This window comes from Helcobacillus massiliensis, from assembly GCF_033106145.1.
GTDB lineage: Bacteria > Actinomycetota > Actinomycetes > Actinomycetales > Dermabacteraceae > Helcobacillus > Helcobacillus massiliensis.
In genome coordinates, this window is sequence record NZ_CP136959.1 from 743,723 (window position 1) to 766,508 (window position 22,786).

20 protein-coding genes and 3 tRNA genes are annotated in these 22,786 nt (G+C 69.5%); 15 read left to right on the forward strand and 8 right to left on the reverse strand.

The features are described from left to right. Positions 1–2 precede the first annotated feature (2 nt). Positions 3–1,604: a citramalate synthase gene (cimA, locus tag R3I40_RS03475; protein ID WP_183373993.1), complete on the forward strand. Its 1,602-nt coding sequence runs from the start codon at positions 3–5 to the stop codon at positions 1,602–1,604. Positions 1,605–1,650: 46 nt separating this feature from the next. On the opposite strand, the gene R3I40_RS03480 is transcribed toward cimA, so the two are convergent. The 5 genes from R3I40_RS03480 to R3I40_RS03500 are packed head-to-tail and all read right to left on the reverse strand — an operon-like array spanning position 1,651 to position 7,888. Next, positions 1,651–2,847, reverse strand: a complete 1,197-nt coding sequence (locus R3I40_RS03480; protein WP_285262070.1) for an aminotransferase-like domain-containing protein — start codon at positions 2,845–2,847, stop codon at positions 1,651–1,653. Further along, on the reverse strand, positions 2,844–3,380 hold the full coding sequence (locus tag R3I40_RS03485; protein WP_183373997.1) for an arsenic metallochaperone ArsD family protein: 537 nt from the start codon (positions 3,378–3,380) through the stop codon (positions 2,844–2,846). The genes R3I40_RS03480 and R3I40_RS03485 overlap by 4 nt, the downstream gene beginning before the upstream one ends. A gap of 38 nt (positions 3,381–3,418) precedes the next feature. Continuing rightward, complete coding sequence (locus R3I40_RS03490; RefSeq protein WP_239374984.1) at positions 3,419–5,980, reverse strand: DEAD/DEAH box helicase; 2,562 nt, start codon at positions 5,978–5,980, stop codon at positions 3,419–3,421. A gap of 50 nt (positions 5,981–6,030) precedes the next feature. Further along, on the reverse strand, positions 6,031–6,870 hold the full coding sequence (locus R3I40_RS03495) for an HAD family hydrolase (protein WP_285262071.1): 840 nt from the start codon (positions 6,868–6,870) through the stop codon (positions 6,031–6,033). Between the two features lie 40 nt (positions 6,871–6,910). After that, the gene (locus R3I40_RS03500; protein ID WP_285262072.1) at positions 6,911–7,888 is read right to left on the reverse strand and encodes a 3-methyladenine DNA glycosylase; all 978 of its coding nucleotides are present in this window, start codon (positions 7,886–7,888) and stop codon (positions 6,911–6,913) included. A 62-nt stretch (positions 7,889–7,950) separates the two neighbouring features. Here R3I40_RS03500 and R3I40_RS03505 point away from each other — a divergent pair, with 62 nt between their 5' ends. From R3I40_RS03505 to R3I40_RS03530, 6 genes are all read left to right on the forward strand, one after another. Then, positions 7,951–8,736, forward strand: a complete 786-nt coding sequence (locus R3I40_RS03505; RefSeq protein ID WP_285262073.1) for a fumarylacetoacetate hydrolase family protein — start codon at positions 7,951–7,953, stop codon at positions 8,734–8,736. 38 nt (positions 8,737–8,774) lie between these two features. After that, entirely contained in the window at positions 8,775–10,298 is a 1,524-nt protein-coding gene (gltX, locus tag R3I40_RS03510; RefSeq protein WP_285262074.1) for a glutamate--tRNA ligase, read from the forward strand. 136 nt (positions 10,299–10,434) lie between these two features. Continuing rightward, a tRNA-Gln gene (locus R3I40_RS03515) sits at positions 10,435–10,506 on the forward strand. Between the two features lie 40 nt (positions 10,507–10,546). After that, positions 10,547–10,619 (forward strand) — tRNA-Glu (locus tag R3I40_RS03520). Between the two features lie 50 nt (positions 10,620–10,669). After that, positions 10,670–10,742, forward strand: a tRNA-Glu gene (locus tag R3I40_RS03525). Between the two features lie 94 nt (positions 10,743–10,836). Continuing rightward, positions 10,837–11,649 carry a universal stress protein gene (locus R3I40_RS03530; protein WP_183374009.1) on the forward strand — a complete coding sequence of 271 codons (813 nt, stop codon included), beginning with the start codon at positions 10,837–10,839 and terminating at the stop codon, positions 11,647–11,649. Between the two features lie 13 nt (positions 11,650–11,662). Here the strand turns inward: R3I40_RS03530 and R3I40_RS03535 are convergent, their stop codons facing one another. After that, complete coding sequence (locus R3I40_RS03535) at positions 11,663–12,397, reverse strand: IclR family transcriptional regulator (RefSeq protein WP_183374011.1); 735 nt, start codon at positions 12,395–12,397, stop codon at positions 11,663–11,665. Positions 12,398–12,529: 132 nt separating this feature from the next. Between R3I40_RS03535 and leuC the strand changes: the two genes are divergently transcribed. From leuC to R3I40_RS03565, 6 genes are all read left to right on the forward strand, one after another. Continuing rightward, entirely contained in the window at positions 12,530–13,933 is a 1,404-nt protein-coding gene (leuC, locus tag R3I40_RS03540; RefSeq protein WP_239374968.1) for a 3-isopropylmalate dehydratase large subunit, read from the forward strand. An 85-nt stretch (positions 13,934–14,018) separates the two neighbouring features. Beyond that, positions 14,019–14,624, forward strand: a complete 606-nt coding sequence (gene leuD, locus R3I40_RS03545) for a 3-isopropylmalate dehydratase small subunit (protein WP_183374015.1) — start codon at positions 14,019–14,021, stop codon at positions 14,622–14,624. A 104-nt stretch (positions 14,625–14,728) separates the two neighbouring features. After that, a complete protein-coding gene (murA, locus tag R3I40_RS03550; RefSeq protein ID WP_183374017.1) occupies positions 14,729–16,045 on the forward strand; it encodes a UDP-N-acetylglucosamine 1-carboxyvinyltransferase in 1,317 nt (438 codons plus the stop codon). Positions 16,046–16,049: 4 nt separating this feature from the next. After that, the gene (locus tag R3I40_RS03555; RefSeq protein ID WP_259923200.1) at positions 16,050–16,748 is read left to right on the forward strand and encodes a DUF2867 domain-containing protein; all 699 of its coding nucleotides are present in this window, start codon (positions 16,050–16,052) and stop codon (positions 16,746–16,748) included. Position 16,749: 1 nt separating this feature from the next. Further along, positions 16,750–17,748, forward strand: coding sequence for an NAD(P)H-dependent glycerol-3-phosphate dehydrogenase (locus R3I40_RS03560; protein WP_285262075.1), 999 nt, complete (start codon positions 16,750–16,752; stop codon positions 17,746–17,748). Positions 17,749–17,761: 13 nt separating this feature from the next. Next, complete coding sequence (locus R3I40_RS03565) at positions 17,762–18,877, forward strand: D-alanine--D-alanine ligase family protein (protein WP_285262076.1); 1,116 nt, start codon at positions 17,762–17,764, stop codon at positions 18,875–18,877. A 30-nt stretch (positions 18,878–18,907) separates the two neighbouring features. On the opposite strand, the gene R3I40_RS03570 is transcribed toward R3I40_RS03565, so the two are convergent. Together R3I40_RS03570 and R3I40_RS03575 are read right to left on the reverse strand one after the other, a co-directional pair. Continuing rightward, a complete protein-coding gene (locus tag R3I40_RS03570; protein ID WP_239374964.1) occupies positions 18,908–19,492 on the reverse strand; it encodes a DUF3515 domain-containing protein in 585 nt (194 codons plus the stop codon). 22 nt (positions 19,493–19,514) lie between these two features. Continuing rightward, positions 19,515–20,651, reverse strand: coding sequence for an EamA family transporter (locus R3I40_RS03575; protein ID WP_285262077.1), 1,137 nt, complete (start codon positions 20,649–20,651; stop codon positions 19,515–19,517). A gap of 94 nt (positions 20,652–20,745) precedes the next feature. Here R3I40_RS03575 and R3I40_RS03580 point away from each other — a divergent pair, with 94 nt between their 5' ends. Together R3I40_RS03580 and thiL are read left to right on the forward strand one after the other, a co-directional pair. Continuing rightward, the gene (locus R3I40_RS03580; RefSeq protein WP_285262078.1) at positions 20,746–21,702 is read left to right on the forward strand and encodes a LysR family transcriptional regulator; all 957 of its coding nucleotides are present in this window, start codon (positions 20,746–20,748) and stop codon (positions 21,700–21,702) included. Next, on the forward strand, positions 21,699–22,778 hold the full coding sequence (gene thiL, locus R3I40_RS03585) for a thiamine-phosphate kinase (protein ID WP_285262079.1): 1,080 nt from the start codon (positions 21,699–21,701) through the stop codon (positions 22,776–22,778). Before R3I40_RS03580 ends, thiL begins: the two co-directional genes overlap by 4 nt. The last annotated feature ends 8 nt before the right edge of the window (positions 22,779–22,786 follow it).

Consider the following 22,786-nt stretch of genomic DNA (forward strand, 5'->3'; position numbering starts at 1 on the left):
CCATGACTGCCTTCCACATCTACGACACGACCCTGCGCGACGGCTCCCAGCAGGAGGGCCTCAGCCTGTCGGTGCAGGACAAGCTGCGGGTCGCCCGTCTGCTCGACGAGCTCGGCGTCACCTACATCGAAGGCGGCTGGCCGGGCGCGATTCCGCGCGATACCGAGTTCTTCCAGCGCGCCGAGAGGGAGCTGCGGCTGCGTCACGCCCGGCTGGCGGCCTTCGGCGCGACCCGACGCGCGGACACAGCTGTGGAGGATGACGAGCAGGTGCAGGCGCTGCTGGACTCCGGCGCCGGGACGATCACGATCGTCGCGAAGTCGGATATCCGCCACGTCACCGACGCTCTGCGCACCACGCCGGAGGAGAACCTGGCGATGGTGACGGACACCGTCGGCCATCTGCGGGAGGCGGGCCGCGAGGTCTTCGTGGATGCGGAGCACTTCTTCGACGGCTTCGACTGCGACCCCGACTACGCCACCCGTGTGGTGGCGGCGGCGCTGCGGGCGGGCGCCGCCGTGGTGGTGCTGTGCGACACCAACGGCGGGATGCTGCCCCACCGGGTCACCGAGATCCACGCGGAGCTGCGGGAGCGTCTTGAGGCCGACGGGATCCGGGACCCGCAGCTGGGCGCTCACATGCACAACGACACCGGTTGCGCGATCGCCAACTCCCTTGAGCTGGTGCGCGGCGGCGCGATGCACGTGCAGGGCTGCGTCAACGGCTACGGTGAGCGCACCGGCAACGCCGATCTCATCCCCGTGGTGGCGAACCTGCAGCTGAAGATGGGGCGCGACATCGTGCCGGCGGCCGCGCTGGAGGACGCGACCCGCATCGCCCACGCGATCGGTGAGATTGCGAATATGCCGACTCAGCCGCGCGCACCGTACACCGGGTCGAGCGCGTTCGCCCATAAGGCCGGTCTGCACGCCTCGGCGATCCGGGTGGACCCGGATCTGTATCAGCACATCGATCCGCGCCACATCGGCAATGACATGCGGATGATCATCTCCGATATGGCGGGACGCGCCTCGATCGAGCTGAAGGGCCGGGAGCTCGGCTTCGACCTCGCCGGCAGCAAGGATCTGCTGGCGCGCCTGGCCCGCACTGTGAAGCAGCGGGAGGCGGCCGGGTACAGCTATGAGGCGGCCGATGCGTCGTTTGCGATGCTGCTGATGGATGAGATGCGCGGCGCTCCGTCGTACGCGCAGGTGGAGTCGTGGCGGGCCACGAGCCACCAGTTCCGCGACGGCTCCGTGGAGTCCGAGGCGACGGTGAAGCTGAAGGGCGATGGCCGCTTCGGGCGCGAGGTGACGATCGCTGAGGGCAACGGTCCGGTGCATGCGCTGGACTCGGCGCTGCGCACGGCGCTGTCGCGCAGCTACCCGCAGGTCCTGACGTTCGAGCTGCAGGACTTCAAGGTCCGCATCCTCGACTCCGAGGTGGGCGCGTCGGCGATCACGCGTGTGCTGGTCACCACCGCGATCCCGGGGGAGACGTTCACGACCGTGGGCGTGGGGCCGAACATGATCGAAGCCTCCTGGGAGGCGCTGTTCGATGCCTACAACTACGGCCTGTACCGCCTGGAGCTCGGCTCGATCTGACCGGCTCGGCTCGATCCGGTCATGCGGGGCTCCCGCGCCGGCCGGGTCAGATCGGCTGCTCGAGGGTGCGGTCGATGACGCCCACGAGTCGGTCCATCGATTCCGCGATGACGTCGGGGGAGTGGGTGACGAAGCTGAGCCGGAGCGTCGAGAAGTCGGGGGCCTGCGCGAAGAACGACCAGCCCGGCAGGTACGCCACGCCGGCGTCGCAGGCGTCGGCCAGCATGTCCTGGGCGTTGATGCCGGAGCCGAGCGATGCCCAGAGGAACATGCCGCCCTCCGGGTAGGTGATGTGGGCGCTGTCCGGGAGACGGCCCGAGAGGGCGTCCGCCATGGCGTCGCGACGGTGCCGGTACACGTCGATCACCTGCGCGACGTGTCCCTCGAGGTCTTCGGTCTCCAGGTAGCGGGCCACGGTCAGCTGGTCCACCACGGAGGACTGCATCGAGATCGCTGACTTCGCCACGGCGAGGGTCTGCCCGATGGGGCCTTCGGCGCGGGTCCAGCCGATGCGGACGCCCGGGCTCATCAGCTTCGACATCGAGTTCATCAGCAGCGTCTGCTTCGACAGCCCCGGCAGCGACGCGATCGGCGCAAGCGCCTCACCGGAGAAGCGCAGGTCCCCGTACGGGTCGTCCTCGATGAGGGCGAGGCGGTGGCGCAGCACGATCTCACCGACCTGTTCGCGGCGGGACATCGGCATGGTGCGCCCCGTCGGGTTCTGGAAGCTCGGGATGAGGTACAGCGCGGCGGGGGAGTGCTCGCCGATCGCGGCCTCGAGAGCGTCCGGCAGGACCCCATGGTCATCGCACGGCACCCCGATGACCCGCGCTCCGTGCGCAGCGAACGCCTGCACAGCGGCGAGATAGGTGGGGGACTCCACGAGGATCACATCGCCCTCGTTGAGCAGCGCCTGCGCGGCGATGAACAGGCCCTCCTGGGACCCTGACGTGATCTGCACCTGGTCCGCGGAGGTGGGCAGGAAGCGGGACATCCGTGCCGCGGCCTGTTCGCGCATCTCGGCTTCGCCTTCGGTGACGCCGTACTGCAGGGCGCGCTGTCCCTGATGGGTGAGCACCCAGTCGTAGCAGCGCCGCACCGCGTCGAGGTCGAACAGGGCAGGGTCGGGGATGCCGCCGGCGAAGGAGACGACGTCCGGCCGGGCCGCGAGGGCGAAGATCTCTTTGACGGGGGAGGTGGCGAGGCCGCGGTAGCGGTCTGCGACGGGGAAGTCGAAGGTCACCGGCCGCTCTCCTCGCCGCCCGGGGTGGGCAGGCCGTCGCCGGTGTCGCCGCCCATGAGGTTGCGGCGGGCGCCGATGTCCGGCGCGTTCGGCTCGGGTCCGCGCAGCATGGCGGCGAGGCCGGCGGGCTTCTGCCGGCCGACGGGTGCCGTGCCCTCGCCCGTGCCGTCGGCACCGCCCTGGCCGGCGCTTCCCCGGCCGGGTGCGCAGGCGTTGGAGGGGCCGCGCGGCGTGTCCTTCTCGGTGGTGGCGAAGCGGCGCATCTTCTCAGCGGTGGGGTAGGCGTACACGCCGAGGATCTCGCTGCCGAGCAGGGTGATCGGCAGGATGTCCTCACCGGAGACGTCGATCATGTCCTTGACGTGCTCGCAGGCGGTGAACGCCTCCGGCTGGTCGTCGGTGGAGTAGACCAGGATCGGCAGGCCCTCCGCGCGCAGCTCCTCCACGGTGGTGAGGAACTCGCTGCGCTCCTGGAGGGAACCGTCGGCCTCGGCGCTCTCGCGCCCGGGAATGAAGATTTCGACGTCGTTCATGCGCTCCAGCCTAGTCGCCGGCTCTGATCACGGCGTGCTCAGCGCCAGGGCGCCTTCGCGATGTCCCCGGCGTACTCCATCGACAGGGCGAGCTCCCCGGCCTCATCGGAGGCGTCGACATCGAGCACGGCCTGCAGAACGAAGTCGTTGTTCTCATCGGGGTCCATGACGGTCTGGGTGATCAGCCACTGCTTCGACTCCTTCGTGATCCGCAGCAGGCGCGGATCGCGGGCCTGCGGCTCGATCACGACATGGTCGTACAGGTCATAGAACTCGTCCATGGCCTCGCCCCAGCGGTCAGCGTCCCAGTCGTCGTCACCGAGCTGGCCGAGGTCCTCTTCGCGCTCGAAGGCGAAGTCCTCCACGCGGCGCCACATCGCCTGACGGATCATCGTCTCCACCACCTTCGTCTGGGCCGTGAGGGCGCGCGGGGAGTCGGGCCGGATCTCGTCGGCGCCGTCGTGGCCGTCGCCGTCCTCCGGATGGGCGAGCGCCTCCCATTCGTCCAGCAGGGAGGAGTCCACACCGCGCACGAGCACGCCGAGCCATTCGATGATGTCCTCGACCTCGTCGGTGCGCAGCTCCTGCGGCAGAGTGCGCCTCAGGGTCTGATAGGCGTCCGAGAGGTACCGCAGCACAATGCCCTCGGAGCGGATCAGCTGATACCGGGAGACGAACTCGCTGAATGTGGAACCGGTCTCGAACAGCTCCCGCACGATCGACTTCGGGGAGAGGTCATCCAGCGGCACCCAGGGCCGCTGCTTCGCGTAGATCTCCAGCGCCGCCTCCAGCTCCTCCGCCAAGGGCTTCGGCCACGTCACCTCGTCCAGCAGCTGCATCCGCTCCTGGTACTCGACCCCGTCGGCCTTCAGCTCCGCCAGCAGACGGCGCTTCGCGGTGCCCTGCTGGGCGAGCAGGATCTGCCGCGGGTCCTCCAGGATCGCCTCGATCGTGGAGACGGTGTCCATCGTGAGGTCCGGGGAGTCCTCATCAAGGGAGTCGAGGAACGCGATCGCGAACGGCGCCAGCGGCTGGTTCATCTGGAAGTCCAGCTGCAGGTCCTCCACCAGGTGGATGCGGCGGCCCTGGTTGTCAGCGGTGCCGGTGACCTCCACGATCTCCGATTCGGTGAGGCCGCGGAACAGCTCGATAGCGCGGCGCTTCAGGGCGAGCTTCTGCGCCGGTGTCTGGTGGCTCGTCTCGATCAGCTGCCGTGCGTGGGCGGCGGCGCTTCCGGGCCGTGCGATGAGCGCCAGCAGCATCGAGGAGGTGATGCGCATGTGGGCGCGCAGCGGCGCCGGAGGGTTCTCCACCAGTTTCGTCAGGTTCGCCTCGGTCCAGTTGACGGCGCCCTCGGGGACCTTCGCCTTCGGCTCTCTGCGCTTCTTCTTCGCATTGTTCGGTGCCTTCCCCGATTCGGCACGGGCCGCGGCGCGGGCCTTCTGCTTCTCGAACTCGACCGTCCACTCGGGCGCCTGCACCACAACGTGCCCCACCGTGTCGTACCCGGCGCGACCGGCGCGGCCCGCGATCTGGTGGAACTCCCGGGAGTTCAGCAGGCGGGTGGTGCGGCCGTCGAACTTCGCCAGCCCCGTCAGCAGCACGGTGCGGATCGGCACGTTGATGCCCACCCCGAGGGTGTCGGTGCCGGCGATGACTTTCAGCAGCCCGGACTGGGCGAGGCGCTCCACCAGACGCCGGTACTTCGGCAGCATGCCGGCGTGGTGCACCCCGATGCCTTCGCGCACCAGCTTGGAGAGGATCTTCCCGAAGCCGCGCGAGAAGCGGAAGTCCCCGATCAGCTCCCGGATCTGCGCCTTCTCGTCCTTGGTGAGGATGTTCCAGCCCAGCAGGTTCTGCGCCTGCTGCAGCGCGTTCGCCTGCGTGAAGTGGACGATGTAGACGGGGGCGTCGCGGCTCTCGAGGATCTCCCTGATGGTGTCCTCGAGGTCAGTGGTGGCCCACCGGAAGTCCAGCGGCACCGGCCGCGGCGCATCCCAGATGGTGGTGACGGATCGGTGCGTGCGCTTGTTCAGGTCCTCTTCGAAGAAGGCGACGTCACCGAGCGTGGCGCTCATCAGCACGAACTGCGCATCGGTCAGCTCCAGCAGCGGCACCTGCCACGCCCAGCCGCGCTCGGAGTCACCGTAGAAGTGGAACTCGTCCATCACCACCACTCCGATGTCGGAGTCGGCGCCGTCGCGCAGCGCATGGTTGGCGAGGATCTCCGCGGTGCACACGATGATCGGCGCATCATGGTTCACCGCGGCGTCACCGGTCATCATGCCGACCATCTCGGCACCGAACATGGAGACGATCTCGAAGAACTTCTCGCTCACCAGCGCCTTGATCGGCGCCGTGTAGTAGGCGCGCTCCCCGCGGGCCATGGCTGCGAACAGCGCGGAGTACGCGATGGTGGTCTTCCCCGACCCCGTGGGCGTGGCCGCGATGACGTGCTCTCCGGCGGCGATCGCCAGCAGCGCCTCCTCCTGGTGCGGGTAGAGGGTGCGACCCACGGAGGCCTGGGCCTCGACGAAGGCGTCGACGATCTGGTCCCCACCGGAGGACTCGGGCAGGAAGGAGGCCAGGAGAGAGGTCATGCCCCCATTGTCGCAGGCGGGCTGCGCTCAAGCCCCTCAGGCGGCGGCGATCAGATCATTCCGAGCTTCTCGAACGCCAGCTGCACCCCGTGACCGGACGGGCCGGGCACCAACCAGTCGGACGCATCGATGACGTACTGCGGCGATCCTTCGATGCCCACCCCGGTGCCGGCGGTCCTCAGCATCTTCTCGTCGTTCGCGCCGTCGCCGATGCCGACGGTCGCCGACATCTCCATCCCCAGATGGTCCGCCACGAACCGCACGCCATCGGCCTTGTCGATCCGCGCCAGATGGATCTCACCGGAGGCGAGATCATTGGAGTCCAGTGAGTTCGGCAGTGCGTTCAGCTCCTCGGAGATGTCCGCGGCGATCTCGGCGATGGGCCGGCGGCAGCCGAACACCGCGATCTTCGTGATCCGCGGAGTGCGGTCCGTCGGCATGGGGGTGATGTCGCGGATGATGTCGATGGGGCCGTTGCCGATCGAACCGGGCTGCGCTTCCGGCAGGTCCTTCTGCACGGAGCGGATGTAGGAGGTGTAGGCCTCCATCTGATCCGCCGGTACGTGCAGACCGGAGGAGGACTCAGCGACATAGCCGATCCCCTCGGACTGGAGCACATCCACCGCCCGCTCCGCCATCGGAGGCGGGAACGCCTCATCCAGCAGCACTTCGCCGTTCATACGGACATAGGCGCCGGCGGACAGGACCACGCCGTCGAACAGCTCCTCCACCTCGGGCAGCACCATGCCGAGCGGGCGGCCGGTGCACAGGAACATCAGGTGGCCATGGGCACGGGCGCGGGCGATCGCGTCGATGTGCGCGGGCGGGATGACGCCGTGGTCGGCGAGGGTTCCGTCGAAATCGATGAAGACGGCGCGGCGGTCGGTCACGCGCACTCCTTGGATGGGGGCTGGGCTGGACACCGCCAGCCTATCGGGAGCGGTGCGCGCCGGAGCCCAGGCGGTGCGCATCCTCCTCGGAGCCCGCCGCGATCAGCGGATCCAGGTGCTCCAGGATCCGTCGGCGCAGCTGCTGCGCCCCCTGAGCCAGCTCCTTCTGGCGGCGCACGTACTCCGCCTTCCCCTCCGGGGTCTCGATCGCGACCACCCCGTAGCCGAGCGGCCGCACGTCATACGGGGAGGCCTCCATATCGAGCACACGGGTGCTGCGCGCATGCTCGAAGCAGTCCAGCACGAGGCTGCTCGGCACCAGCGGCACCAGCTTCGCCGCCCACTTGTACAGGTCCATCCCCACGTGCAGACACGCCGGGTTGTCGCGCTGCACCTGGGTCGCCCGCGTGGGCTCCATCGAATTGCGCGGGACGGCCTGCGGCGTGAAGAACCGGAACGCGTCGATGTGGGAGCACACCAGCTGGTTCGCCTCCACCACCCGGTCCGTCTCAGCCTGGCCGAGGCGCAGCGGCAGATCCTCGTGCCGCTGCTGACCCGGCTGCAGCCGGTACACCATCGCCCATTCGTGCAGCCCGAAGCAGGAGAGGTTCGCCGGCCGCACCCCGAGCTGCGAGCGGGTCAGGAGCCGATGCATGAAGCGAACCGCGTCGGCCCGCTTCGCAAGGAAGCCGGCGACGTCGGCGCGGCGCACGGCAGCCCCGCCGGCGGGGGAGCGGGAGTCGATGTAGTGCCGACGGGTTCCGTCCTCCACCACGTCCCCGACCCCGGCCAGATCCCGGTCCGCGTCGGCCTCGTAGCCGACTCTCCACCCCGGGTGCCACCGCCGGAGGAACGCGGGGGAGAAGGGGTAGTAGGTGTGCAGGAAGTCCTCCACCGGGTGCTTCTCATGTCGGGCCCGGCGCTCGCGGTGAGCGGCCGTCAGCGCATCGGCGCGCCCTTCGTGCCGAGAGCGCTCAGCGGTCGCCTCCTGGGCGGTGAGAACAGCGGTGAGATCCATGCGCCCCAGTGTACGGACGGGGGCCGACGGGGCCGCCGGAGCACGGGGCCTAGACTGGAGGCATGCGCATTGCACGATTCACCGACGGCTCTGACCCGATGTTCGGCATCGTCCAGGAGAAGGACGGCGTCGACATGGTCTACGGCCTCGCCGGAGACCCCCTGTTCACCGAGATCACGCCCAACGGCGTGATTCGACCGCTGGAGGACGTGCGACTGCTGTCCCCGGTGATCCCGCGCTCGAAGGTGGTGTGCGTGGGCAAGAACTATGCGCAGCACGCGAAGGAGATGGGCGGGGAGGCGCCCGAGCAGCCGCTGCTGTTCATGAAGCCGAACACCGCCGTGATCGGTCCGATGGAGCCGATGTTCATCCCCACCTATTCCAGTGAGGTGTCCCTCGAGGCGGAGCTCGCCGTGGTCATCAAGCAGATGGCGAAGAACGTCGATGCGTCCGCCGCGGCGGGCGTCGTCTTCGGCTACACCTGCGGCAACGACTTCACCGCCCGGGACTCCCAGCGCGAGGAGGACCAGTGGTTCCGCGCGAAGGCGTTCGACACCTCCTGTGCGCTCGGCCCGTGGATCGAGACGGACCTGGACCCGTCGGCCCTCGCGATCGGCTCCGAGGTCAACGGCGAGGCGCAGCAGGACGGCACCACCGCGGACATGATCCACCCGGTCGCGGACATCATCGCCGAGGTCTCCCGCGTCACCACCCTGCTGCCCGGTGACGTCATCCTCACCGGCACCCCCGCCAGGGTGGACCAGGTGGCCGACGGGGACCGCGTCACCGTCCGGATCCAGGGCATCGGTGAGCTCACCACCCCCATCAGCAGCGCCGCGACCCTCTGACACCCTTCCCACCCACAACTCTCCGAGGAGACACACCCGTGACAACCGAGACCGCACCGCAGAGCACCGACGAGATCCGCGTCCGGTTCTGTCCGTCGCCCACCGGCACCCCGCACGTGGGCCTGGTCCGCACCGCCCTGTTCAACTGGGGCTACGCCCGCCACATGGGCGGAAAGCTGGTGTTCCGCATCGAGGACACCGACCAGGCGCGCGACAGCGAAGAGTCCTATCTGCAGCTGCTGGACGCCATGCGCTGGCTCGGCATCGACTGGGACGAAGGCGTCGAGGTGGGCGGTCCGCACGGCCCGTACCGTCAGTCGCAGCGCGGTGAGATCTACCAGGACGTGATCGAGAAGCTGAAGGAGGGCGGCTTCATCTACGAGTCGTTCTCCACCGCGGAGGAGATCCAGCAGCGCCACGTGGACGCCGGCCGTCCGAAGGAGTCCGGCTACGACGGCTTCGACCGCGACCTCACCGAGGAGCAGAAGCAGGCGTTCCGCGACGAGGGCCGCGAACCGGTGTGGCGCCTGCGCATGCCGGATGAGGACATCACGTTCACCGATGTGGTGCGCGGCGAGATCACCTTCAAGGCGGGCTCCACCCCGGACTACGTGGTGGTGCGTGCGAACGGCCAGCCGCTGTACCCGCTGGTCAACCCGGTGGACGATGCCCTGATGGACATCACCCATGTGCTGCGCGGAGAGGACCTGCTGTCCTCCACGCCGCGGCAGATCGCGCTGTACCGCGCGCTGATGGCCGTCGGCGTCGCCAAGCGCATCCCCGAGTTCGGCCACCTGCCGTACGTCATGGGGGAGGGGAACAAGAAGCTCTCCAAGCGCGACCCGCAGGCCGACCTCTTCCTCTACCGCGAAGACGGCTTCATCCCCGAGGGCATGGTCAACTACCTGGCGCTGCTCGGCTGGGGCTACTCCGCGGACGAGGACATCTTCACCCGCGAGCAGTTCGTAGAGAAGTTCGACGTCCACGACGTCAACCCCAACCCGGCCCGCGTGGACATCAAGAAGGCGAAGGCCATCAACGCCGACCACATGCGGATGCTGGACGAGGACGAATTCACCGCCCGTATGATCCCGTACCTCGAGAAGGCGGAGGTCACCTCCGTGCCGATCACCGAGGAGGAGCTGGACCTGCTCAAGCGCGCCACCCCGCTGGCGCAGCCGCGCATGAACCTCCTCTCCGAGGCGCCTGAGCTGCTCGCGTTCCTCTTCACGGCCGACGAGGACCTGGAGATCCAGCCGGACGCGCTGAAGAAGCTCGGCGATGACCCCGCTGCCGTGGTGCAGCGCGCGATCGACGACATCGAGCGCCTCGGCGACTCCGACTTCACCCCGGAGAAGCTGGAGGAGACGCTGCGCGCCTCGATCATCGACGAGATGGGCATCAAGCCGCGCCTCGCCTTCGGTCCGCTGCGCTCCGCCGTCTCGGGCCGACGGGTCTCCCCGCCGCTGTTCGAGTCCATGGATCTGCTGGGCAGGGAGTCCACACTGGCGCGCCTGCGCAGCTTCCTGACGGTGCTGGCGGAGCAGCCTGACCAGGCCTGATTCCTGGTGGCGCGGCCGGCGGACGTTGGCCGCGCCACACTTCTCCGCCTCGGATTGGCATGGTCCCCAGGGGGCATGTAATGTTGTATTCCGTTGCAGGGAAGACCTCCGTAAGGAGATCAGAACTGACCATCCTTGGGGTATGGTGTAATTGGCAACACGGCTGATTCTGGTTCAGTTGTTCTAGGTTCGAGTCCTGGTACCCCAGCGATCTGCACTTCGGTGCGGAACACGGCAGAGATGCCGAGGCCCCGTTCGTCTAGCGGCCTAGGACGCCGCCCTCTCACGGCGGTAACACCGGTTCAAATCCGGTACGGGGTACAGGGAATCGCAATCATCCATCCGTCTCGATGGGTGAGCGCTGTTCCAAGGCCCCGTTCGTCTAGCGGCCTAGGACGTCGCCCTCTCACGGCGGTAACACCGGTTCAAATCCGGTACGGGGTACACGGTAGGAAGAGCCGGGACCATCATGGTCCCGGCTCTTTCGTCATGCCCGTAGACTGGAGGCACATCAGCAGCTCGGACGAAGGAGACGGACATGACAGGCGGAATCGGGCGCATCATCGTCGGCATCGGTGACACGGAGGAAGCGGACAAGGCGATCCGCTGGGCTGCCCAGCACGCGGTTCTCACCGGCCGTCCCCTGCACCTCGTGCACGCCTTCGTCTGGCCCCTCATGGGCGTGGACGTCGACCCGGTCCCCGGTGTGAGCGGCTCCGGACTGAAGGCGTCCGCGGATCGGCTCGTCGAGGAGGCGATCGCCGTTGCGCGCGATGAAGCGCCCGATGCGATGGTCACCGGTGAGGTCGTGGACGGCCGGGCCCTCGACGTGCTGCTGTCGGTGCAGAGGCCGAACGACACCATCGTGGTGGGCTCGCGCGGCCTCGGGCGCTTCCTTGCCCTCATCGTCGGTTCCACCTCGCTCGCGCTGATCGCCCGCGCGAGCGCGAACGTCGTGGTGGTCCGCGGCAGCATCGACGACGGCCCCATCGCCGCGTTCTACGACGGCCAGGAGTCCTTCGAGCAGATCGTCACCCGAGCGGCCCGCCTGGCGGAGCTGCACCGAACCTCGCTGCGGGTGTACCCGTCGATCGCGATCCCGCACGCCGAATGGCCGAGGGTGCTGGAGGAGGCGAAGCGGATCGTCGCCCGCCATCATGAAGATGTGGAGGTCGATATGACTCCCTACACCGAGGACCACAGTGCGAAGGCCCTGATCCAGCGCGCCGAGGGCACTCGGATGATCGTCGCCGCTGCGCGCACGCAGGGCGAGGAGCGGCGTTCCGCAGCACCGACCACGGTGTCGCTGCTGCAGTACGCGCACACGCCGGTCTGGCTCGAGCGGGTCTGAGACCTGCCCGGTCTCAGCCGGCGGCGCGGCGCAGCACCTCGGTGAGGTGGTTCGCGCTCGCAATCACAGCCTGAGCGTGCAGCCGCCCCGGCTGGCGAGTCATCCGGTCCAGCGGTCCGGAGATCGACAGGGCCGCCACGACCCGGCCGTTCGGGCCGCGCACGGGCGCGGAGACCGAGCTGACGCCCGCTTCGCGCTCGCCGACGGACTGCGCCCAGCCGCGCCGGCGCACTGCCGAGAGCATGGTCGCCGTGAACCGCGCGCCGTGCAGGCCGCGGTGCAGGCGATCGGGCTCCTCCCACGCGAGGAGGATCTGGGCGGCGCTGCCCGCCTTCATCGTGAGCGTGGCCCCGAGGGGGACGGAGTCGCGCAGTCCGATGGGGCGCTCTGCAGCGGCCACGCAGATGCGGTGCTCGCCCTGGCGGCGGTAGAGCTGTGCGGATTCGCCCGTGTGGTCGCGAAGCGACGCGAGAACGGGGCCTGCAGCGGCGAGCAGGCGGTCCTCGCCGGCGGCTGCGGAGAGCTCCGTCAGGCGCGGGCCGAGGATGAAGCGGCCCTGCATGTCGCGGGCCACGAGGCGATGGTGTTCGAGCGCCACGGCGAGGCGGTGCGCCGTCGGTCGGGCGAGGTCGGTCGAGGTGACGAGCTGCGCGAGCGTGGCGGGGCCGGCCTCGAGCGCCCCGAGCACGGCGGCGGCTTTGTCGAGAACGCCGACGCCGCTTCCCTGATCTTCTTTCGCGTTGTTCATGACCTAAGACTGCCGTCTTAGCCGTTGAGACGCAAGTGCGACTCGTCCCGAACCTCGAAATAGTTGGTCCGAATTCCGAAACAGGTGGGCCTTCATCCGAGGCCCGAGCCGACGCAGCAAGGAGCCCGCACCATGGCGCGCACTCTCGCAGAGAAGGTCTGGCAGGACCATGTGGTCCGCCGCGGAACCGACGGCGAACCCGACCTCCTCTACATCGACCTGCAGCTGATCCACGAGGTCACCAGCCCGCAGGCGTTCGACGGACTCCGCCAGGAGGGTCGCACCCTGCGTCGGGTCGACCAGACGATCGCCACCGAGGACCACAACACCCCGACGATCGACATCGACAAACCCATCGCGGACATCACCAGCCGCACCCAGATCAACACCCTGCGCCGCAATGCCGAGGAGTTCGGCGTGCGCATCCATCCCCTCGGAGACGCCGATCAGGGCATCGTCCACGTGGTGGGCCCGCAGCTCGGCCTCACCATGCCCGGCATCACCGTGGTGTGCGGCGACTCCCACACCTCCACCCACGGCGCGTTCGGCGCCCTCGCCTTCGGCATCGGCACCTCCGAGGTGGAGCACGTGATGGCCACCCAGACGCTGCCGCTGAAGCCGTTCAAGACGATGGCGATCACCGTCAACGGGTCGCTGAAGCCCGGCGTCACCGCGAAGGACATCATCCTCGCCGTGATCGCGAAGATCGGCACCGGCGGCGGCGCCGGGTACGTGCTGGAGTACCGGGGCGAGGCGATCCGCGCCCTCTCGATGGAGGGCCGCATGACGATCTGCAACATGTCGATCGAGGCCGGTGCCCGTGCCGGCATGATCGCCCCGGATGAGACCACGTTCGAGTACGTCAAAGGGCGCCCGCACGCGCCGCAGGGCAAGGACTGGGACGACGCCGTCGCGTACTGGCGCACTCTGCCCACCGATGAGGGCGCCGAGTTCGATGCCGAGGTCGTCATCGACGCCGATGAGCTGGAGCCGTTCGTCACCTGGGGCACGAACCCGGGACAGGGGCTGCCGCTGTCCGCGACCGTTCCCGCGCCCGAGGACTTCACCAATGACATCGACCGCGAAGCCGCGGAATCGGCGCTGCGGTACATGGACCTCGTGCCGGGTCAGAAGCTCAAGGACATCCGCGTGGACACCGTGTTCATGGGCTCGTGCACCAACGGCCGCATTGAGGACCTGCGGGCGTTCGCCGAGGTCATCAAGGGGCAGAAGAAGCACCCCGAGGTGCGCGTCATGGTGGTGCCCGGCTCGGCACGGGTGCGCATCCAGGCTGAGCAGGAGGGCCTCGGCGACGTGTTCGAAGCGTTCGGCGCCGAATGGCGCCAGGCCGGGTGCTCCATGTGCCTGGGCATGAACCCGGACCAGCTGAAGCCGGGGGAGCGCTCCGCCTCCACCTCGAACCGCAACTTCGAGGGACGCCAGGGCAAGGGCGGCCGCACCCACCTGGTGTCGCCGGTCGTCGCCGCCGCGACCGCGGTCCGCGGCACCCTCAGCTCGCCCGCCGACCTCATCTGACCCGATCCACCGCCAGCACCCGTCGGCCCCATCTGCACCCGCAGGCCCCACCGACGGCGGCCGCGCCCCCCAAGGAGACCACCTCATGGAGAAGTTCACCACCCACACCGGCATCGGCGTACCGCTGCGCCGCTCGAACGTCGACACCGATCAGATCATCCCCGCCGTGTTCCTCAAGCGCGTCACCAAGACCGGGTTCGACGACGGCCTGTTCAGCGTGTGGCGCAGCGACCCCGAGTTCGTCCTCAACCAGGAGCCGTACACCAGGGGCAGCGTGCTCGTCGCCGGCCCCGACTTCGGCACCGGCTCCTCTCGTGAGCACGCCGTGTGGGCGCTGCGCGACTACGGCTTCGCCGCGGTCCTCTCCTCCCGCTTCGCGGACATCTTCCGCGGCAACGCCGGCAAACAGGGCCTCGTGGCCGCGCAGCTGGCACCGGAGGACATCGAGCAGATCCAGAAGAAGCTGGAGAACGAACCGGGTACGGAGATCACCGTGGACCTGGTGGAGCGCCGCGTCGAATGCGGCGACCTCACCTTCGGCTTCGAGATCGACGACTACACCCGCTGGCGTCTCATGGAGGGCCTGGACGACATCGGCCTGACGATGCGCTATGAGGCCGATATCGCAGCGTTCGAGGAGAAGCGCCCGAGCTGGATGCCGAGAACCCTTCCGGCCCGCACCGCCGGCTGATCCTCGCGTCACCTCGCCCGGGCGGCATCCGGGCTGCTCCGGTATGGTGGGCCGGTCACCGGTTCGTCCGCGAACCGCCCCAGACCATTCGATGTAAGGACACTATGAGCACCACGTTCACAGTTCGCGGCGGCAAGCCCCTCACGGGCGAGGTCACCGTCCGCGGCGCCAAGAACCTCGTCTCCAAGGCCATGGTCGCTGCCCTCCTCGGCGAAGAGCCCAGCGAACTGCGCTCGGTTCCGGACATCCGCGATGTCGCGATCGTCAAGGAGCTGCTGAAGGTCCACGGCGTCGGCATCGACTGGGACGTTGAGGGCGGCGTGATCCGCATGGACCCGTCGAACGTGGAGCGGGCTCACGTGGCCGACATCGACGCCCACGCCGGCTCCTCCCGCATCCCGATCCTGTTCTGCGGCCCGCTCCTGCACCGCCTGGGCGAGGCGATCATCCCCGACCTCGGCGGCTGCCGCATCGGCGACCGCCCGATCAACTACCACCTCGACGTGCTGCGCCAGTTCGGTGCGCACGTCGACAAGCGCGAGCACGGCATCTACATCACCGCGCCCAACGGTCTCACCGGCACGAAGATCCGCCTGGAGTACCCGAGCGTCGGCGCCACCGAACAGGTGCTTCTGACCGCCGTGCGGGCCAAGGGCCTCACGGAGCTGGAGAACGCCGCTGTCGAGCCGGAGATCGAGGACCTCATCTCCGTGCTGCAGAAGATGGGTGCGATCATCTCCCTGAGCACGGACCGCACCATCATCATCGAGGGCGTGGAGCGGCTGGGCGGCTACACCCACACCGCCCTCGCTGACCGCATCGAAGCCGGATCCTGGGCCTGCGCGGCGCTCGTCACCGGCGGTGACGTGTTCGTGCGCGGCGCCGAGCAGAAGGCGATGTCCACCTTCCTCAACATCCTGCGCAAGGTCGGCGCCGGCATGGAGATCAAGGACGACGGCATCCGCTTCTTCGCCACCGACGAGCCGCTGCGCCCCGTCGCTGTGGAGACCGACGTGCACCCCGGCTTCATGACCGACTGGCAGCAGCCCCTGGTGGTGCTGCTGACCCAGGCCGAGGGCATCTCCATCGTCCACGAGACCGTGTACGAGAACCGCCTCGGCTTCACCAGCGCCCTCAACGACATGGGCGCCCAGATCCAGGTGTACCGCGAATGCCTCGGCGGCTCCTCCTGCCGCTTCGGCCAGCGCAACTTCAACCACTCCGCCGTGGTCTCCGGCCCCCGCCAGCTGGAGGGCCGCAACATCACCGTTCCGGACCTGCGCGGCGGGTTCTCGTACCTCATCGCTGCTCTGGCGGCCGACGGGATCTCGAACATCTACGGCATCGACCTCATCGACCGGGGCTACGAGTCCTTCCGGGACAAGCTGACCGCTCTGGGCGCCGACTTCTGGGAGGGATGAGCCGATGAGCACCCCGGAGCCGGACGAGATCATCATCGAGCCCGACGACCAGCAGGACGGCACCGCCCACCACGGCGACCGCGCCGACGACACGGACCGCACCGAGCACTTCGTGCGCGAGGCCCGCGGCTACAACTCGCTCGCCCTGCGCGACATCCCGCTGCCGGACTACTGCGACGTGGTCATCATCCCCACCCGCGGTGTCCGCGAAACCGACCCGCGGGTGTGGGCGGAGGCGATCTTCTCCCGCGAGAACGCCACCCTCGCCTCCCGCGGGGCGAAGGCCCTGCGCAATGAGGCGATCCGCCTGTTCGACCTCGTGCCGCCGCCGGAACGCACGCGCGACGTCATCGAAGTGGTCGGTGATGAGGCCCTCATCGTGGACGACACCCCGTCGCTCGCCGTCCGCATCGGTGTGGCGGTGGAGCCCGGCGGTCACCTGCTGCGCATCACCACCGCGGTGAAGTACCGGAACCTGCGCGGACGCCTCACCTGGGCGCCCCGTCGCGTCATGCACGCCGCCGCCGTCCACACGCTGGCGCGCCGCGCCCCGGTCACCATGCGCACCCGCGAGGTGCGCGCCAGCGGCCAGCGCGGCCTGCTCGGGGTGACCCGTCTGCCGAAGCTGATCGACCAGCCCCGCCCCGGCCAGCACAGCCGCGGCGGCCAGCAGGATCAGCGCCGCCCCGACAGCGGCCGCTGACATGGCCGGCGCACCGCTGATCGCGGTCCTCGGCGCCGGCAGCTGGGGAACCACGTTCTCCTCGGTCCTGGCCGCCGCGGGCTGCCGGGTCCGCATCTGGGCGCGCCGCGCCGACATCGCCGCAGAGATCACCGAGCGCCGCACCAACCGCGGCTACATCCCGGAGCTCACCCTGCCGGACACGGTCAACGCCTCCAGTGACGCCGGCGCTGTGCTCGACGGGGCCGATGGCGTCGTCATCGCCGTGCCCGCGCAGAAGCTGCGCGGCGCCCTCGAGCAGTGGCCAGCCCTGCCGGACGTCCCCGTGGTGTCGCTCGTCAAGGGCATTGAACGGGACACGGATCTGCGGATCAGCGAACTGCTGGCATCCGTCGGCCGCATCGAGCCCAGCCGGATCGCGGTTCTGTCCGGACCGAACCTCGCGGTCGAGATCGCCCAGCAGCAGCCGTGCGCCGCCGTCGTCGCCTCCACCAGTGCCGCCACCGCGGACCGGGTCGCCCGCTGGTGCCGCGCTCCCTACATGCGCACCTACGTCTCCTCCGACGTCATCGGCGTGGAGGTCGCCGGCGCCATGAAGAACGTCATCGCCACCGCTGTCGGCGCCGCCGCCGGACTCGGGTACGGCGACAACACCCGCGCCACCCTCATCACCCGCGGGCTCGCCGAGATGACCCGCCTGGGCACGGCCGTCGGCGCCCGGGCCGACACGTTCGCGGGGCTCGCCGGCATGGGCGACCTCGTCGCCACCTGCGCCTCACCGCTGTCCCGCAATTTCCGCCTCGGCGCCGCCCTCGGCCGGGGCCTCAGCGTGGAGGACGCGATCCGCGAGGTGGGACAGACCGCCGAGGGCGTCGCCACCGCGCGCGCAGTCCGGCAGATCGCCCACGAACGCGACCTGGACCTGCCGATCACGTCGATGCTGGTCGATGTGATCGATCACGGGCGTGACATTTCCAGCGTGACACGGGAACTCCTGTCACGCTCCGTGCGACCGGAATGAGATCATCACACCCATGAGCATTTCCGTGGCCCTCCTCTTCGGCGGCCGCTCCGGTGAGCACGGCATCAGCTGCGTCACCGCGGGCGGCATCCTCCGCGCCATCGACCGCGACCGCTTCACCCCGATCCCCATCGGCATCACCCCCAGCGGCCGCCTCGTGTCCGTCACGGACGACCCCGACCACTGGGTGATCCGCGACGGCCGCGCCCCCGAAGTGCCGGAGGACGGCGAGGAGGTCCTCCTGCCGACCGTCGCGAAGACCGCCGGGAAACCGTCGCAGCTGCGCGTCATCCGGGGCGGCCGTGTGGAGCACCTTGCGGACGTGGACGTGTTCCTGCCGCTGCTGCACGGCCCCTACGGTGAGGACGGAACCATCCAGGGGCTGTTCGACCTGCTCGACCTCCCCTACGTGGGCAGCGGAGTGCTCGCCAGCGCGGTGTGCATGGACAAGGACTTCACCAAGCGGGTCCTCGCCGATGCCGGCATCGCCGTGGCCGACGGCTGCGTGGTCCGCCAGGAGGACTGGTGCACCGATGAGGGCCGCGCCGAGATCCGCGCACGGGTCGCCGAGCTGCAGGCACCGCTGTTCGTGAAGCCGTCCCGGGCCGGCTCCAGCCTCGGCGTCTCCCGCATCGAGGACCTCGACGGCCTCGAGGAAGCGCTGCGCTCCGCCTTCGAGGTGGACCCGAAGGTGCTGGTGGAGGCCGGTGTCAACGGCCGCGAAGTGGAGTGCGGTGTGCTGCGCACCTCCCGCCGCCACCCGGTGCGCTCCACGCAGCCCGGTGAGGTCGCCATCGGCGACGACCTCGAGTTCTACGACTTCGAATCGAAGTACTTCGGCAAGGGCACTGTCCGGATCGACGTCCCCGCGTCGATCAGCGAGGAGCGCGCCGCGCAGGTCCGTGACATCGCCGAGCGCGCGTTCGTGGCCCTGGACCTGGAGACCCTCGCCCGGGTCGACGTCTTCGTCACCGATTCCGGCGTGATCGTCAACGAGATCAACACGATGCCCGGGTTCACGCCGTTCTCCATGTTCCCCGTGCTGTGGGAGAACATGGGCATCACCTACCGTGAGCTGATCACCGAACTGATCGACTCGGCGCTCGCCAAGCCGCTCGGCGTCCACTGACGCTGTCTCGGGCGAGGGGCGGCAGCGCCGTCAGTTCGTCTCGCCCTGCCCCACGCAGAAGCGGGTCGCGGGGATCTGGTTCACCAGACCCACCACCGCCAGGGGAGCGGCGCTCGGCTGATCCGGTGCGGCGGCACGCGGCACTGTCATATCGATCGCCGGTTCACGGCCGTACGTGGTGTACGTGAGGATCCCGGTCTCATCGTCCTGATGCACGATCCAGTCCACTGCGGTGCCGTTCGGCGCCTGTGTGGTGGTGCACAGCTCCGTTGTGGGCGGCGGGGGAGTGACGCCGCAGCGCAGCACCACCGCCTTCTCACCCGTGCCCCACGCGGCGGTGGACTGGCTGGTGGTCTCCTGCCGCTTCTGCCCGATCACTTCGTCGGGCAGCTTGGTGATGACATCCGCGCAGGCGGGGTTCGCGGCGTCCGGGCCCGGCGGCACTGTGACGGCGCAGCCGCTCAGCAGGCTCAGCAGCACGCCGCCGCCGATGAGGGCGGCGCTGGCGATGAGGCCGCGGTGTGCACGGCGGGGGAGCGCACGGCTGGGCTGGACCACCTCCGGTGAGGGGTCCGACGGCTGCTGCGGATCGTGGGGGTTCGGTGAGGACGTCACCTGTTCAGCGTAGCCGCCCCGATCAGACGCGCTCGAACTCGTCGGCACTGACCGGCATGGCCGCATCTGTCTCGTCCTCACAGTCCACGGCGGGGATCGCCCCGGTGACGGGTCGAGGTGCCGTGTCATCCGCTGCTGCCATGGCGGTGGAGCCGACGCTCGCCCCCATGATCACCACGATCGCGAGGACGGCGAGCAGGCTGATGCCCTGGCCGAGGAACAGCCATCCCACCAGCGCCGCCACCATCGGCTCGAGGGACAGCAGGACCCCGAAGGCGGACTTCGGCAGGCGTCGGAGGGCAGCGAATTCCAGGGAGTAGGGGATCACGGTGGCCAGCAGCGCGCAGGCGATGACCACGGTCAGCAGGCCGAGGTCGCTGACCGCTGTGGGCAGTGCCGTGATGCCGAACGGCAGGAGGAGGACGCCCGCGATCGCGACGGCGACGGCGAGGCCGCCGGCACCGGAGACGAGCTGGCCGGTGCGCTGGGAGACCACGATGTAGGTGGCCCAGCACGCGGAGGCGATGAGGATGAACAGCACGCCGAGGGGATCCAGTGCAGCACCGCCGTGGCCCATCAGATCGTCCACGAAGAACAGGCCGATGCCGAGCACGGCGAGGCCCACCCAGGCGAGGTCACGGGCGCGCCGGGAGAGGACGGCCGCGAGGGTGAGCGGGCCGATGAACTCGATCGCGACCGCGACCCCGAGCGGCAGGCGGTCGATCGCGGCGAAGAAGAAGCCGTTCATGACGGCGAGCACCACACCGAACAGGCCGACGGCTCGCCACTGCGGCAGGGTCCACCGGTGGATCGCCGGGCGGGTGATGAGCATCAGCACGACGGCGGCGACCAGCAGGCGCAGGGACGTGGTGCCCCAGGGGCCGAAGGCGGGGAAGAGGGACACGCCGAGGGATGCGCCGATCTGCAGGCTGGTGGCGGACGCGAGGACGAACAGGGCGCCTACCAGGGTGCCGCGGCCGCTGCGGGGCGACTCGGTGAGCTCCGCCTGGCCCTGCACGATCTCGGCGACGATCGGGATGCCGGCCGTGGGGCTGCCGGTGGTGGGGGCGTCGGAGATGAAACCGGTGGTGGGGGAGTCCGTGGGCTGACCGTCGAGGGAGACGACGGTGAAGGATCCGGTGGTGGTGCGCGTGCTCATGCCTCCACTGTGGAGCCCTCAGAAGTGTTCAGTCCAGTGATGGAAACTGGAATGAATCAGTAAGGATCCGTGAACTGTTCTGCGAAGGGGCGGCATGCTGAGCGTCAGAGGGCTGCGCGTGCTGGTGGAACTGGAGCGCAGAGGCACTCTCGCCGAGGCGGCGCGTGCTCTGAACTACACCCCGTCGGCCGTCTCGCAGCAGCTGGCCGCACTCGAACGGGAGGCCGGGGTGGCGCTTCTCACCCCGGTGGGCAGAGGCGTGCGTCTCACCGATGCGGGCCGCATGCTCGCCGCGCACGCCCACGAGATCATCGGCGCCATCGCCCGCGCCGAAACGGACCTCGCGAACCTGTCCTACACCGTGTCCGGGCAGGTGCGGGTCGCCTCCTTCCAGTCCGTTCTGCTGGAAGTGGCGCCGCGCGCCCTCGCCCTCCTGGCCGATGAGCACCCCGACCTCGACGTGGTTCTCTTCCAGCGCGATGTGGACGATGCCCATTCCGGTCTGCTCTCCCACGCCTTCGACCTCATCCTCGGTGAGGAGTTCGACGGCCACCCCCAGCCGCCCGTCCCGGGTGTGCAGCGCGAAGACCTGCTGACGGACCCGCTGTGGGTGGCCCTTCCGTCGGCCCTTGCGGCGCAGCGCGCCCCGCGCCGACTCGCCGACCTCGCCGACCAGCCGTGGGCGCTGGAATCGTCGAAGACGCGGATGGGTCGCTGGGCCCGCACCGAATGCTTCGCCGCCGGGTTCAACCCCCGCATCCGATCCGAGAGCACCGACCCCACGCTGCACATGCAGCTGGTGGCCTCCGGGCTCGCCGTCTCCTTCGTGCCGGCGCTGTTCGGCGCGCGCCTCGGCCGCGGCATCGACGTGTTCGCCCTCGCCGGAGCCGACGGCGCCGCGCCCCGCCGCACCCTCTACACGGAGGTGCGGGACGGTCAGGCCCGACATCTCGCCATCCGCGCCGTGCGCAGCGCGTTCGTCGCAGCCGCGGGCGGCATCCCGGTGCACCGCACGAACGGCACCATCCGCACTGGCATGATGGACGCATGAGCACCCTCGGTGAGCTCGGCGAAGCCGGCATCCTCGCACGCATCCTGCCGATCCTCTCCGGCGCCGCGAACACGGAGCGAACTCTGATCGGTCCCGGCGATGACGCCGCTCTCCTCGCGGTCCCCTCCGGCTCGGTGGTCATCACCACCGACACCATGATCGAAGGCAAGGACTTCTTGCTGCGCGGCGATGCACCGGGGCGCAGCCCGCTCGGCTCCACCGGCGAGGAGATCGGCCACAAGCTCGCCGTGCAGAACCTCGCGGACGTCGCCGCCATGGGTGCCGAGCCCACGGCGCTCGTGCTCAGCCTGTCCGCGCCCGCCACGACCCCCCTCGCCCTGATCGAGGGGATCGCGCGGGGCCTCGCCGCTCGCTCGGCCCGTGCCGGCGCCGTCGTCATCGGCGGTGATCTGGGCGGAGCGGACATGATCAGCCTGACCGTCACCGCCTTCGGCGAACTCGTCCCGGGCCTCGGCGGACGAGCGATCCGTCGCGACGGCGCCCGGGTGGGGGATGTCGTCGCCGTCGGCACACCCCAGCTCGGCCGAAGCGCGGCCGGGCTCGCTCTTCTGCTCGGGGGCCACGACCCCGCCGAACTCGGTGATGTGCAGCGGGGCGCGGAGGGCGCGCTGGAGTTCCATCGTGCCCCCGAGGTGGACCTGGAGGCCGGGCACCGCCTCGCCGCTGCTCTCGGCCACGACCTGCACGCCATGATCGATGTCTCCGACGGGCTCCTGCGCGACGCGGGCCGTCTGGCCGACGCCTCCGGAGTCCGCATCCACCTCGACGCCGACGGCCTGGCCACCATGGCCGAGGCGCTGCGACCGCTCGCCGATTCCCTCGGGCAGGATCCGTCGGCGTGGGTGCTGGGCAGCGGGGAGGAGCATGCGATGCTGATCTGCCTGCCCCCGTCGGCCCTCCAGGCCGCCCGGGACGTGCTGCGGGATGCCGGCGGCGACCTCACCATGGTGGGCCGCGTCCTGCCGGCGGGGGAGGAGGACCCGCGCGCCACGGCTGCGGGTGTGAACGAGCAGGGGGCCGACGGGTCCGCGCTCGGCTGGGACCACTTCGAGTGAGGGAGTCC

Excerpts from the sequence above, each read along its gene's own strand:
- thiL (WP_285262079.1), top strand. The coding sequence starts at position 21,699 with ATGAGCACCCTCGGTGAGCTCGGCGAAGCCGGCATCCTCGCACGCATC.
- R3I40_RS03575 (WP_285262077.1), bottom strand. The coding sequence starts at position 20,651 with ATGAGCACGCGCACCACCACCGGATCCTTCACCGTCGTCTCCCTCGAC.
- R3I40_RS03485 (WP_183373997.1), bottom strand. The coding sequence starts at position 3,380 with ATGAACGACGTCGAAATCTTCATTCCCGGGCGCGAGAGCGCCGAGGCC.
- leuC (WP_239374968.1), top strand. The coding sequence starts at position 12,530 with ATGGCGCGCACTCTCGCAGAGAAGGTCTGGCAGGACCATGTGGTCCGC.
- murA (WP_183374017.1), top strand. The coding sequence starts at position 14,729 with ATGAGCACCACGTTCACAGTTCGCGGCGGCAAGCCCCTCACGGGCGAG.
- cimA (WP_183373993.1), top strand. The coding sequence starts at position 3 with ATGACTGCCTTCCACATCTACGACACGACCCTGCGCGACGGCTCCCAG.
- R3I40_RS03490 (WP_239374984.1), bottom strand. The coding sequence starts at position 5,980 with ATGACCTCTCTCCTGGCCTCCTTCCTGCCCGAGTCCTCCGGTGGGGAC.
- R3I40_RS03535 (WP_183374011.1), bottom strand. The coding sequence starts at position 12,397 with ATGAACAACGCGAAAGAAGATCAGGGAAGCGGCGTCGGCGTTCTCGAC.
- R3I40_RS03565 (WP_285262076.1), top strand. The coding sequence starts at position 17,762 with ATGAGCATTTCCGTGGCCCTCCTCTTCGGCGGCCGCTCCGGTGAGCAC.
- R3I40_RS03530 (WP_183374009.1), top strand. The coding sequence starts at position 10,837 with ATGACAGGCGGAATCGGGCGCATCATCGTCGGCATCGGTGACACGGAG.
- R3I40_RS03560 (WP_285262075.1), top strand. The coding sequence starts at position 16,750 with ATGGCCGGCGCACCGCTGATCGCGGTCCTCGGCGCCGGCAGCTGGGGA.
- R3I40_RS03500 (WP_285262072.1), bottom strand. The coding sequence starts at position 7,888 with ATGGATCTCACCGCTGTTCTCACCGCCCAGGAGGCGACCGCTGAGCGC.
- R3I40_RS03555 (WP_259923200.1), top strand. The coding sequence starts at position 16,050 with ATGAGCACCCCGGAGCCGGACGAGATCATCATCGAGCCCGACGACCAG.
- R3I40_RS03580 (WP_285262078.1), top strand. The coding sequence starts at position 20,746 with ATGCTGAGCGTCAGAGGGCTGCGCGTGCTGGTGGAACTGGAGCGCAGA.
- leuD (WP_183374015.1), top strand. The coding sequence starts at position 14,019 with ATGGAGAAGTTCACCACCCACACCGGCATCGGCGTACCGCTGCGCCGC.
- R3I40_RS03505 (WP_285262073.1), top strand. The coding sequence starts at position 7,951 with ATGCGCATTGCACGATTCACCGACGGCTCTGACCCGATGTTCGGCATC.